Source organism: Microbacterium resistens NBRC 103078, from assembly GCF_001552355.1.
In the GTDB taxonomy this organism is placed as follows: Bacteria; Actinomycetota; Actinomycetes; order Actinomycetales; family Microbacteriaceae; genus Microbacterium; species Microbacterium resistens.
Genome location: NZ_BCRA01000038.1, coordinates 1 through 12,511, shown reverse-complemented (window position 1 = coordinate 12,511; position 12,511 = coordinate 1). Strand labels below are relative to the sequence as shown.

The window sequence follows — 12,511 nt, the reverse complement described above, 5'->3', positions numbered from 1 at the left end:
CGCGGCGGCCGGAGCCGCGGAGGCGGAGCCGCCCCGCTGGCGACGGCCGGAGCCGTTGGACGACGCCGCGCGGTGCTTGACCACCGGGTCGTGGTGGACGATGATCCCGCGCCCGGCGCACACCTCGCACGGCTCGCTGAAGGTCTCGAGAAGGCCCAGCCCCAGCTTCTTGCGGGTCATCTGGACGAGGCCCAGCGAGGTCACCTCGGCGACCTGGTGCTTCGTGCGATCCCGGCTCAGGCACTCGACCAGGCGGCGCAGGACGAGGTCGCGGTTGGACTCCAGCACCATGTCGATGAAGTCGACGACGATGATGCCGCCGATGTCGCGCAGACGCAGCTGTCGCACGATCTCCTCGGCCGCCTCGAGGTTGTTCTTGGTGACGGTCTCCTCGAGGTTTCCGCCGGATCCGACGAACTTCCCGGTGTTGACGTCGACGACGGTCATGGCCTCGGTGCGGTCGATCACCAGCGAGCCGCCCGACGGCAGCCACACCTTGCGGTCCAGCGCCTTCTCGATCTGCTCCGTGATCCGGTAGGCGTCGAACGGATCGACCTCGTCCTCGTAGGTCTCGACGCGCTCCAGCAGGTCCGGCGCCACGCTCTCCAGGTAGGAACGGATCGTGCGCCCGGCGTCGGCGCCCTGGATCAGCATCTTCGTGAAGTCCTCGTTGAAGACGTCACGCACGATCTTGACCAGCAGGTCCGGCTCGGCGTGCAGCAGCGCGGGGGCCTGCTGCGTCTCCACCTGGCCGCGGATGTGCTCCCACTGGGCGGTGAGCCGCTGCACGTCGCGCGTGAGCTGGTCCTCGGTCGCACCCTCCGCCGCCGTGCGCACGATGACGCCCGAGGACTCCGGCAGGACCTCCTTGAGGATGCGCTTCAGACGCGCCCGCTCCGTGTCCGGCAGCTTGCGCGAGATCCCGTTCATCGAGCCGTTCGGCACGTAGACGAGGTAGCGGCCGGGCAGCGAGATCTGACTGGTCAGCCGCGCGCCCTTGTGCCCGACCGGGTCCTTCGTGACCTGGACGAGCACCTTGTCGCCGGGCTTGAGGGCCAGCTCGATGCGGCGGGGCTGGTTGCCCGTCTCGACGCCGTCCCAGTCCACCTCGCCGGAGTACAGCACCGCGTTGCGACCGCGACCGATGTCGACGAACGCGGCCTCCATGCTCGGCAGCACGTTCTGGACGCGACCGAGGTACACGTTGCCGATGAGCGACGCGTCCTGGTTGCGGGCCACGTAGTGCTCGACGAGGACGTTGTCCTCGAGCACGGCGATCTGCGTGCGGCCGTTCTTCGAACGGACCACCATCTCGCGGTCCACGGCCTCGCGGCGCGCGAGGAACTCGGCCTCGGTGACGACCGGCCGACGACGTCCTGCGTCGCGACCGTCGCGGCGGCGCTGCTTCTTGGCCTCCAGTCGCGTCGAGCCCTTGATCCGCTGCGGCTCGGTGATGTACTCGACGACCCGCTGACGCTGACGCGGCTGGTCGCCGCCCTGCTCGTCGGCGTCGGAGCCCCCGCCACGACGGCGGCGCCCGCGACGCGACGACGACCCGCCGCCCTGCTCCTCGTCGGCGTCCCGGTCGCGCTCACGCCCGGGACGCGCCGGGAGCGGCACGATCTCGGGCGCGTAGAAGTGCAGCTGCGTGGACACGCGGGAGACGAACACCTCGGGAAGGAGACCGAGGCTCACGGCCGTCACCGGCCGCTCGGGCTCAGGCTCAGGCTCGGGCTGCTGCTCTCCCGCAGCGTCCTGCGGCGTGCCCGTGGCCTCCGCCGGATCGTTCTGGCCCTCGGCCGTCAGTGCACCGCCCGTCTGCGCCTCGGGCTCAGCGGACGGATCCGCCTCGGCCGGCGTCGCCTCGGTTTCGACGGAGGTGTCCGCCTGCGCCGGCGTCGCCTCGGTTTCGACGGAGGTGTCCGCCTCCGCCTGCGTCGTCTCGACGGCGTCCTCCGTCGAGGCCGGCGCGTCGTCCACCGGCGCCTCCGCGGACCGGTCCGTGCCCGCGGTCGCCGCGAGGGGCTCGTCTCTCACGGCCTCGGCGCCGTCCTCCTCCTGCTCGCCGGCCTCCGAGGCAGGCTCGGCCCCGGGCACGGCGGGATCGTCGCCGCCGGAGTCCCGCTGCGCCCCCTCGGGGGTCAGCGGAAGCAGCGCATCCAGGTCGAGGGTAGGGGTGTTGTCATCATTCACTTCGCCCATTGCCGGCGTACTCCCTGCGCGTCGGCTCTGCCGCCGCGGAATCTCATGCAGCGCTCGCGAGCCCTGCGTACTGAACGGTCTGCGATCGGCGAGGACGCTCTGATCGCGATGGAGGCGTTCGCCTCCGAAGTCTGCGTGCGATGCCTCCCCCGGCACCGGCCGGGTCGAGCATCCCCCTCATTATCGCACCTCGGCGTGTTCTTCGCGGCACCGACGGAGCCGCGCCCCGGTTTCTCCCGGACGATCCCACCCTGGTCATAGCGACGCGCTGGCATAATCCGAGGCATGACAGCGCAGCGCACCCGCCCGGTCGGATACGCCATCTGGCTCATCGTCGCGAGCGTGGTGGGATGGTGGGCGGCGTTCCAGTTGACCCTCGACAAGATCATCCAGCTGGAGAACCCCGACGCCGTGCTGGGCTGCAACATCAGCGTGATGATCCAGTGCGGGAAGAACCTGGACTCGTGGCAGGGAGAGGTCTTCGGCTTCCCGAACCCGATCATCGGCCTCACGGGCTGGATGGCGCCGATGGTCGTCGGCGTGGCACTGCTCGCGGGTGCACGGTTCCCCCGCTGGTTCTGGGGGGCCTTCGGCGCGGGCGTCACCTTCGCGTTCGGCTTCGTGTGCTGGCTGATCGGGCAGAGCCTCTACGCGCCGAACCTCGGCGTCCTGTGCCCGTGGTGCATGCTGACCTGGGCCGTCACGATCCCCACCTTCTTCGCGACGGTCCTCCATCTGTTCCGCAACGGGACGTTCTCGTCCTCGCCGACGGTGAAGGCCCGGGCCGCGCGGCTGATGGCCTGGGTCCCGCTGGCCACGATCCTCGCGTACGCGGTCGTGATCCTGCTGGCGCAGCTGCGCGGCCTCGACCTCCTCGGCGAGGTGGCCGGCCTGCTCTTCTGACGGAGGCCTCCGACGGGAAGACCCCGCTCCCTGCGAACAGGGGCGGGGTCTTCGCCTGTCGTCGGAGTGCTCAGCCGAACCAGATGCCGAGCTCGCGGGCCGCCGACTCGGGGCTGTCGGAGCCGTGCACGAGGTTCTGCTGCACCGCCAGGCCCCAGTCCCGACCGAAGTCGCCGCGGATGGTCCCGGGGGCCGCGGTCGTCGGGTCGGTGGTGCCGGCGAGCGAGCGGAAGCCCTCGATCACGCGGTTGCCCGCGAGTCGGATCGCCACGGACGGACCGGACATCATGAACTCGAGCAGCGGCTCGTAGAAGGGCTTGCCCGCGTGCTCGGCGTAGTGCGCCTCCAGCACCTCGCGGTCCGGCTCGACGAGGCGGATGTCGACCAGGGCGTACCCCTTGGCCTCGATGCGCGCCAGGATCGCACCGGTCAGGCCGCGGGCGACGCCGTCCGGCTTGACGAGGACGAGGGTCTCTTCCGTGGGCATGTCACTCACTCTCTGTCTGCGCACCCGGTCGGTGCGCGGGGTCAGGGGTCGGGCCGCCGGCGGCCCGGGCGGCGCGGTCCACGCGCCCACCCGCGATCATCGCATAGGCCCACATGCCGCCGAAGATCACCGCGATGACGAGCATCGCGGGGACCAGCAGAGCGGACGCCAGCACGACGACCTGCAGGATCCATCCCAGCACGATCCCCGAGCGCGAGCCCAGCAGACCCGCCGCGACGATCATCGCGACCGCGACCACGGCGCCGCCGACGATCGCCCACCAGGGCTCGATCGCGGGGGGCAGGGCGCGCAGACCGAAGACGGTCAGGCCGCCCAGCCCCACGACGATCGCCTCGAACCCCAGCACGATCGCGCCGAGCTTCTGAGCCAGACCGCGCGGCGCACGGGAACGGACGTTCCGCGTCATGCGCGCCACCCGCTCTTCCAGTCCTCGTCCTCCGACAGGGTGATCGCCTCGCCGGCGAGGACGACGGAGCCCGCGATGATCACCGCGCGCCGATCCGAGGAGGATGCCCATTCACGGGCGGCGTCGGCGGCGTCGGCGAGCGACGGATGCACCGTGACGCGCGTCCCCGTGCGCTCGACGAGGTCGGCGATGCCATCCGCATCCGTGGCGCGCTCGGAGTCGGGAGCCGTGGCGAAGACCTGCGCGGCCAGGGGCGCGAGCACCTCGACGATGCCCGCGGCGTCCTTGTCGGCGAGGACCCCGAGCACCAGCCCCCATTCGTCGAAGTCGAAGCTCTCGCGCAGCGCCTGGGCGAGGGCCCGGGCGCCGTGCGGGTTGTGCGCCGCGTCCACGACGACCGTGGGCGACACCCCGAGCAGCTGCAGCCGCCCCGGCGAGCTCGCGCCCTGGAGCCCCTCGGCGAGGACCCCGCCGGTGATCGCGCGCTCCGCGCCTCCGATGAGGGACTCGACGGCGGCGATCGCGAGCGCCGCGTTGAACCCCTGGTGGGCGCCGTACAGCGGCAGGTACTCCTGCTCGTACTGGCCGGCGAGTCCGCGCACCGTGATCTGCTGACCGCCCACCGCGAGCCGCTGCTCCACGAGAGCGAACCCCTCGCCCTCGAAGGCGATCGGAGCGTCGTGCTCCGCGGCGACGCGCCGCAGCACCTCCTCGGCCTCGGGCGTCTGCCGCGCGGAGACCACGAAGGCACCGTCCTTGATGATCCCCGCCTTCACCTCGGCGATCGCCGCGATGGTGGCGCCGAGCCGGTCCGCATGATCGAGATCGATCGGCGCGAACACCGCCACGTCGCCGTCCGCGGTGTTGGTGGAGTCCCAGGACCCGCCCATCCCGACCTCCAGCACCAGCACGTCCACGGGGGCGTCCGAGGCCGCGACGAAGGCGAGCGCGGTGAGGAGCTCGAAGAAGGTCAGCGGCGCGTCGCCGGCCGCCTCGAGCTCGGCGTCGACGATCGCGACGAACGGGTCGATCTCCTCCCATGCCTCCGCCACGGCGGCGTCGTCGATCGGCTGACCGTCGATCATGATCCGCTCGGTGAACCGCTCCAGATGGGGACTGGTGAACAGCCCCGTGCGCAGCCCGTGGGCGCGCAGGAGGCTCTCGATCATCCGTGCCGTGGAGGTCTTGCCGTTCGTCCCGGTGACGTGGACCACGCGGTACGTCTTCTGCGGGTCGTCCAGCAGCTCCAGCAGCCGCGCGGTCCGTTCCTTGCGCGGCTGCACCCACCGCTCGCCCGCGCGCGCGAGCAGCGCGCTGTAGACGGCGTCGGCCCGCTCTCTGTCGTCGGTCACCGCGACTCCTCCCCATCGGTCTCGAGGCGGCGGCCCGGTCCGACCCGGCCCACCGCGACGGTGAAGTCACCCGCGTTGGCGTACGTCCCCGCGGGGATCGTCGCCTCGTGCTCAGCCGGCACCGACACGTCTCCGTCCTCGACGAGCGCCTCCGCGCCGAACCGGACCGCGGAGGCGAGGGCCAGGGTCTCCCCCGCCACATCCGCCTGAGCGAACGCGGAGGCCACGGCGTCCGCATCGCGCCGGTCCGCGAACGTGAGCACGAGGGCGATGCGGTCGCTCACGTCGAACCCGGCGTTCTTCCGAGTGTCCTGCACCGCGCGGATGACGTCCCGGGCGAGCCCTTCCGCCTCCAGCTCGGGGGTCGTCGTGGTGTCCAGCAGCACGAATCCCCCGCTGGGCACCACGGCGAGCGCCTCGCCCTCGGGACGGCCCGAGGTCTCCAGCGCGAGCTCGTACTCCCCTTCCCGCAGCTCGATCCCGTCGGCGGTGACCACGCCGCCCTCCTCGGTCCAGAACCCGGCCTTCGCGGCCTGGATGACCTTCTGCACCTCTTTGCCGAGACGGGGCCCCAGTGCCCGCGCGTTGACGCTCAGCCGGTGGCTGATCCCGTACTCCGACGCGGTGGCGGGCGTCTGCGCCACGAGTTCGACCGACTTGACGTTGAGCTCTTCACGGAGGATGTCCTCGAACGGGGCGAGGGCCGCCGCGTGCGGCGAGACCACGGTGAAGCGCGCAAGCGGCAGGCGCACCCGCAGCTTCTCCTTCTTGCGCAGGGCGTTGCCGACGCTCGACAGCTCGCGGACGGCGTCCATCGCGTCCCGCACGTCGTCGGCGCGCGGGAACAGGTCCGCGTCCGGCCAGTCCGTCAGGTGGACGCTGCGACCGCCGGTGAGCCCCTGCCAGACGCGCTCGGTGACGAGCGGGGCGAGCGGGGCCGCGACGCGCGTGAGCGTCTCCAGGACGGTGTACAGGGTGTCGAACGCCTCGCGGCTGGACGGATCGTCGGTGACGCCGAGCCAGAAGCGATCGCGCGAGCGGCGGATGTACCAGTTCGTGAGCACCTCGGCGAAGTCCCGCAGACGACCGGCCGCGGTGGTCGAGTCCAGCCCCTCCAGGTCGGCGCGCACGCCCCGCACGAGGTCGCCGGTGCGCGCGAGGATGTAGCGGTCGAGGACGTCCGCGGAGTCTGTGCGCCAGGTCGCGGTGTAGCCCTGCGGCGTCTCGCCTCCCTTCGCTCGCTCGACGACCGGAAGAGCGGCGTTGGCGTAGGTGGCGAAGAAGTACCACGAGTTCCACAGCGGAAGCAGGAACTCGCGCACCCCCGCACGGATGCCCTCCTCGGTGACGGACAGGTTCCCGCCGCGCAGCACGGAGCTCGACATGAGGAACCACCGCATGGCGTCCGAGCCGTCGCGGTCGAACACCTCGGACACGTCGGGGTAGTTGCGCAGCGACTTGGACATCTTGTAGCCGTCGGAGCCGAGCACGATGCCGTGGCAGCTCACGCCGGTGAAGGCCGGCCGATCGAACAGCGCCGTCGACAGCACGTGCATGACGTAGAACCACCCGCGGGTCTGCCCGATGTACTCCACGATGAAGTCCGCGGGCGCGTGCGAGTCGAACCACTCCTGGTTCTCGAACGGGTAGTGCACCTGCGCATACGGCATGGATCCCGAGTCGAACCACACGTCGAAGACGTCCTCGATGCGGCGCATCGTGCTCTTGCCGGTCGGGTCGTCGGGGTTCGGCCGGGTGAGCTCGTCGATGTACGGGCGGTGCAGGTCGATCTCGCCCTCGGGGTTGCGCGGAAGCGCACCGAAGTCGCGCTCCAGCTCCGCCAGCGAGCCGTAGGCGTCGACGCGCGGGTACTCGGGGTCGTCGCTCTTCCAGATCGGGATGGGCGAGCCCCAGTAGCGGTTGCGGCTGATCGACCAGTCGCGTGCGCCCTCCAGCCACTTGCCGAACTGGCCGTGCTTGACGTTCTCGGGGACCCAGGTGATCTGCTCGTTGTTGGCGAGCAGGCGGTCCTTGATGTCGGTGACCCGGACGAACCAGCTCGACACCGCCTTGTAGATCAGGGGGTTCCGGCAGCGCCAGCAGTGCGGATAGGAGTGCTCGTAGCTCTGCAGGCGCAGCAGGCGCCCGGCGGAGCGGAGCAGCCGCACCAGCGGCGTGTTGGCGTCCATCCACAGCTCGCCCGCGACATCGGTCACGTGCGGGAGGAACCGCCCGCCGTCGTCGAGGGAGAGGATCGTCGGGATCCCCGCGGCCTCGGCGACGCGCTGGTCGTCCTCGCCGTACGCGGGGGCCTGGTGGACGATGCCGGTGCCGTCGCCGGTGGTGACGTAGTCGTCCACGAGGATGCGCCAGGCGTTCGCCGTCCCCCAGGTCTCCGTGTCGGCGTAGTAGTCGAACAGGCGGTCGTAGGCGACGTCCGCCAGCTCCGCACCGAGGTGCGTGGCCTCGACGGCCGCGAGCGCGTCCTCCGCCGACGCGTAACCGAGGTCCTTGGCGTAGCCGGCCAGGAGCTCCCGCGCGAGCAGGTAGCGGTGGGCGGCGGACTCCGCCGCCGCGTCCTGCGCATCGGCGGCGTGGGTGTCGGCGGCTCCGTCCGGGCCCGCGGGCAGGACCACGTACGCGATCTCAGGCCCCACGGCGAGCGCCAGGTTCGTGGGCAGCGTCCAGGGCGTCGTGGTCCAGGCGAGCGCGCGCACGCCGGTGAGGCCGAGGGCCTCCGCCTTGGCACCGGTGAGCGGGAACGTCACCGTCACGGACGGGTCCTGGCGCATCTTGTACACGTCGTCGTCCATGCGCAGCTCGTGCGCGGACAACGGCGTCTCGTCGCGCCAGCAATACGGCAGCACGCGGTAGCCCTCGTAGGCGAGGCCCTTGTCGTAGAGGGTCTTGAACGCCCACAGGACGCTCTCCATGTAGCCCAGGTCGAGCGTCTTGTACCCGCGCTCGAAGTCGACCCACCGGGCCTGGCGGGTGACGTAGTCCTGCCACTCCCGCGTGTACGTGAGCACGGAGGCGCGGGCCTTGGCGTTGAAGACGCCGACGCCCATCTGCTCGATCTCGTCCTTCTCGGTGATGCCGAGCTGCTTCATCGCCTCGAGCTCGGCGGGCAGGCCGTGCGTGTCCCAGCCGAAGACGCGGTCGACCTTCTTGCCGAGCATGGTCTGGAACCGGGGGAAGAGGTCCTTGGCGTAGCCCGTGAGCAGGTGCCCGTAGTGCGGCAGGCCGTTGGCGAAGGGCGGGCCGTCGTAGAACACCCACTCCTCGGCGCCCTCCCGCTGCGAGATCGACGCACGGAAGGTGTCGTCGGACTTCCAGAACGCGAGCACGTCGCGCTCGATCTCCGGGAAGCGCGGGCTCGGAGTGACGGCGGCCGGACCGAAAGCGGATCCGGCGGGGGTCTCGGTCCCGGACGCGGCCGAGGTGCGGGGGTAGGTCATCGTCTCTCGCAGTGTCGTGGCGGTGGCTGCTTGCGAGGACGACTCCGGGACACCCGATCCGTGGAGCCGCGGTACCACCCCGCGTGATCCCGGCGAACGATGCGCCGGGACCCACTCTCACTGCGGCGATGACGGGCCTGCCCCGCCCGGTTCTACTGACCTCGATCGCGAGCTTCTCGAGGCGTTCTTCCGGGAGCTCCCCGGTGATGGCCGGATCACAGCTTTGCGCCCAGTGTACCCGCAGCACGAGCGGCGCGGAGCCGGTGTCGGTCGCCCCGCCTACGCTCATCCCATGGCCCGCACCCCCGCTTCCCCCGTCGCTCCCCGTGTCTCGCCGCCGGATCTTCCCTCCGTGCTCGCGCCGGCCGCCCCCGCTCGGCGTGCCGACCTGGTCGCCGCCCGGCTCGACCTGCGCGGCGAGGTCGACCTCGCCCATGCGACGCTCGAGCAGTGCGTGCTCTCGGCCGACGCCGACGCCGTGGACCTGACGGGCGCGACCCTCCTCGACGTCGACGTCTCGGACGCCCGGATCGCGTCGCTCGGGCTCCGCAACGCCACGGTTCGGCGGCTCCGCCTCACCCGGGGCCGGATCGGGACGCTCGACCTCAGCGGGGCGCACGTCTCCGAGCTCGAGCTGCGCGACCTGCGCATCGACTACCTCACGCTCGGCGGGGCGACGGCGCACGACGTGCTCGTCGTCGACACGTCGATCCGCACGCTCGACGTGCCCCAGGCCGAGCTCGCGCGCGTGCGCTTCGAGGGATGCCGCAGCGACGAGGTGGACACGCGCGGCCTCCGCGCCTCCGACGCGGATCTGCGCGGCCTCGACGCGCTCGCCTACACCGACACGAACAGCCTCCGCGGCATCACCCTCACGGTGTTCCAGGTGCAGCAGCTGGCTCCGGTGCTCGCGGCGGGCGCCGGCATCCTCGTCACGGACTGAGGTCCTTCCGCTCCCCGTGCGCGGACGACGCGGCGAGCAGCTCGCGGGTGAACGGGTGCTGCGGCGCCGCGAAGACCTGTGCCACCGTGCCCTGCTCCACGATGCGTCCGCGCTGCATGACCGCGACGTCGTCGGCGACGGCCGCGACGACGTCGAGGTCGTGGGACACGAAGACCATGGTCAGCGCCCGTTCCCGCTGCAGCCGGCGCAGCAGCTCGAGCACCCTCTCGCGCACCGTCGGGTCCAGGGCCGACACCGGCTCGTCCAACACCAGGATCCGCGGGTCTGCAGCCAGGGCCCGGGCGATGGCGACGCGCTGGCGCTGGCCTCCCGACAGGGCGGAGGGACGCCGCCGGGCGAGATCCGGGCCCAGGCCCACCTCCGCGAGGAGCCGACGGGCCCGTCCCGCCCGGTGCGCACGCGGGACTCCCGCGGCCTCCAGCGCCTCCCGGATCGAGCGGCCGACGCTCCATCGGGGGTCGAGGGCGCCCCGCGGGTTCTGATGCACGAGCTGCGGCCGCCCGCCGCCGGAGACGGACTCGTCCGCGACCCGGATGAGCCCCGTGTCGGCAGATTCGGCGCCGACGATCATCCGGGCGAGCGTCGTCTTGCCCGATCCCGACTCGCCCACCAGCCCGAGGGTCCGACCGCGCACGACCCGAAGATGCACGTCGAGCACGGCGGGCACCCCTCCGTAGGACTTCGATGCACCCACCGCCGACACGACGACCTCGGCGTCGGCGCCGGACGGCACCGATGGGCGGGGCCGGTGCCGGCTCGCGGCGACGAGCGCGCGCGTCTGGTCGTGCTGGGGGTCCCGCATCACGGCGGCGACCTCGCCCCGCTCGATCACCCGCCCTCCGCTGAGCACCAGCACGCGGTCGGCGACCCGCTCCACGGCAGCGAAGTCGTGGCTGATGAACACGATGGCTCGCCCGGAGTCCGCGAGGTGCCGCAGAAGCCCCAGGACGCGCGCCTGGACCGTCGCGTCCAGGGCGGTCGTCGGCTCGTCGGCGACGAGCACGCGGGGGTCTGCGGCGAGCGCGGAGGCGATGAGGGCGCGCTGTCGCAGCCCTCCGGAGAGCTCGTGCGGTCGCTGGCGGGCACGGCGCGCGGGATCGGGCACGGCGACGTCGGCGAGCAGGTCGACGACGCGGGCGCTTCGGCCCGCCCGGGAGAGCCGGGTGTGGATCGCCAGGGGCTCGGCGACCTCGGCGCCGACGGTGCGCAGCGGATCCAGCGAGACGAGCGCGTCCTGCGAGACCAGCGCGATGGTATCGCCGCGGAACCGACGCCAGGACCGCTCGGAGGCGCCTCGGGCGTCCCGGCCCGCGATCCGCAGCTCGTCGCTCTCGACCCGGGCGCCTGACGGGGTCAGCCCGAGCAGCGCGGCGGCGGTCAGCGACTTTCCTGCGCCGGACTCCCCGACGATCGCCACGCACTCACCGGGCGCGACGTCGAAGGACACTCCGTCCACGAGCGGTGCGCCGCCCAGGCGCACCGAGAGGTTCCGCACGCGCAGAGCGGGCTCCTGGGCACCGGTCATGCCGTCCTCCCCTCTGCTCTGGCCCGAAGGAGTCTGCCGACGACCGTCGCAGCGACGACGGTCAGCGTGATGGCCGCGCCGGGGAAGACGGAGATCCACCAGGCCTGTCCGAGGACGTTGCGGCCGCCGGCGAGCATCAGCCCCCATTCCGGCTGCGGCTCTGCGGGACCGAGCCCGAGAAAGCTCAGCCCGGCCGCGGCGAGGATGCTCGACCCGATCCCGATGGTCGCGAGGACGCTCAGGGCGCCGAGGACGCCGGGGACCACGTGGCGGGCGAAGGTGCGCACGGGACCGATCCCGAGGATCCGTGCGGCCTCGACGTGCTCCGCGGCCGCGAGGGCGCGGGTCTGCACGCGCCCCAGCCGCACGTACACCGGGACGGCGGCGAGGGTCACCGCGACCGCGACGTTCGCCGCTCCCGGACCGAGGACCGCGACGACGACGAGTGCGACGAGGAACTCCGGGAAGGCGAGGAGCACGTCCGTCACCCGCATCGCCGCGGCGTCGACGAGTCTCGGCGCGACGCCCGACAGCACTCCGACGACCAATCCGACCGCGAGGGCCGCCGCGGTGGCGAGAAGGCCGATGCCGACCGAGCGTGCCGCGCCGTGGACGACCCGGGAGAACACGTCCCGGCCGCTCTGGTCGGTGCCGAACGGGTGGGCCGGGCCGGGCGGCTGAAGCGCCGAGCGGACGTCTGTCTGCAGCGGGTCGTGCGCGGTCAGCAGCTGCGGGGCGAGAGCGGCCACGGCCACCACGACGAGGACCGCGAGAGCCGCGACGAGCAGGATGCGCCGCCCGAGGCTCATGACGCTCCTCCCGTCGCGTGCCCGGCTCCGCGGCCCGGATCCACGCGCCGGGACCTCGTCGGCGATGCCGACCCCGGCGATCTCAGCCTCGGGTCGATCACGGGCTGGAGGAGGTCCACGAGCAGGTTCACGACCACGAACACGGCGGCGCTCAACAGGATGACGCCCCCGATCACCGGCAGGTCCCGGTTGGTGATGGCCGACAGGGTGACCCGTCCCAGACCAGGTCGGGCGAAGACGGTCTCGACGAGCACCGCGCCGCCCAGGAGGGAGCCGACGAGGTACGCGGCGAGCGTGACCGCGCCGGCGGCGCCGTGCCGGAGGGTGTGGTGCGCGGCCAGACGCACCGGCCCGGCTCCCCGCGCCCGCACCGTCAGGGCGAAC

The 12,511-nt window shown here is 72.2% G+C and carries 10 protein-coding genes; 2 read left to right on the top strand and 8 right to left on the bottom strand.

Features of this window, described 5'->3' with window-relative positions:
• Nucleotides 1-2,202, bottom strand: a 2,202-nt coding sequence (locus MR1_RS08010) for an Rne/Rng family ribonuclease (RefSeq protein ID WP_255218114.1), incomplete at its 3' end; no start/stop codon positions are given.
• Nucleotides 2,203-2,487: 285 nt separating this feature from the next.
• Between MR1_RS08010 and MR1_RS08005 the strand changes: the two genes are divergently transcribed.
• Entirely contained in the window at nt 2,488-3,105 is a 618-nt protein-coding gene (locus tag MR1_RS08005; RefSeq protein ID WP_067244818.1) for a vitamin K epoxide reductase family protein, read from the top strand.
• 70 nt (nt 3,106-3,175) lie between these two features.
• Here the strand turns inward: MR1_RS08005 and ndk are convergent, their stop codons facing one another.
• Genes ndk through ileS form a run of 4 tightly spaced genes read right to left on the bottom strand, consistent with a single transcriptional unit; the run spans nt 3,176 to nt 8,829 of the window.
• On the bottom strand, nt 3,176-3,592 hold the full coding sequence (gene ndk / locus MR1_RS08000; RefSeq protein ID WP_067244815.1) for a nucleoside-diphosphate kinase: 417 nt from the start codon (nt 3,590-3,592) through the stop codon (nt 3,176-3,178).
• A 1-nt stretch (nt 3,593) separates the two neighbouring features.
• Nucleotides 3,594-4,019 (bottom strand): DUF4233 domain-containing protein, encoded by a 426-nt coding sequence (locus MR1_RS07995; protein WP_157517966.1) that lies wholly within the window; start codon nt 4,017-4,019, stop codon nt 3,594-3,596.
• On the bottom strand, nt 4,016-5,371 hold the full coding sequence (locus MR1_RS07990; RefSeq protein ID WP_067244811.1) for a bifunctional folylpolyglutamate synthase/dihydrofolate synthase: 1,356 nt from the start codon (nt 5,369-5,371) through the stop codon (nt 4,016-4,018). The genes MR1_RS07995 and MR1_RS07990 overlap by 4 nt, the downstream gene beginning before the upstream one ends.
• A complete protein-coding gene (gene ileS / locus MR1_RS07985; RefSeq protein ID WP_067244809.1) occupies nt 5,368-8,829 on the bottom strand; it encodes an isoleucine--tRNA ligase in 3,462 nt (1,153 codons plus the stop codon). Before ileS ends, MR1_RS07990 begins: the two co-directional genes overlap by 4 nt.
• 292 nt (nt 8,830-9,121) lie before the next feature.
• Here ileS and MR1_RS07980 point away from each other — a divergent pair, with 292 nt between their 5' ends.
• Nucleotides 9,122-9,772 (top strand): pentapeptide repeat-containing protein, encoded by a 651-nt coding sequence (locus MR1_RS07980; RefSeq protein ID WP_067244806.1) that lies wholly within the window; start codon nt 9,122-9,124, stop codon nt 9,770-9,772.
• Here MR1_RS07980 and MR1_RS07975 read toward each other — a convergent pair.
• The 3 genes from MR1_RS07975 to MR1_RS07965 form a co-directional block, all read right to left on the bottom strand.
• Nucleotides 9,762-11,318: an ATP-binding cassette domain-containing protein gene (locus tag MR1_RS07975; protein WP_067244803.1), complete on the bottom strand. Its 1,557-nt coding sequence runs from the start codon at nt 11,316-11,318 to the stop codon at nt 9,762-9,764. The genes MR1_RS07980 and MR1_RS07975 overlap by 11 nt on opposite strands.
• Nucleotides 11,315-12,127: an ABC transporter permease gene (locus MR1_RS07970; RefSeq protein ID WP_067244801.1), complete on the bottom strand. Its 813-nt coding sequence runs from the start codon at nt 12,125-12,127 to the stop codon at nt 11,315-11,317. Before MR1_RS07970 ends, MR1_RS07975 begins: the two co-directional genes overlap by 4 nt.
• Nucleotides 12,124-12,511: ABC transporter permease subunit (locus MR1_RS07965; RefSeq protein WP_157517964.1), on the bottom strand; the 388-nt coding region annotated here is incomplete at its 5' end. The genes MR1_RS07965 and MR1_RS07970, both read right to left, overlap by 4 nt.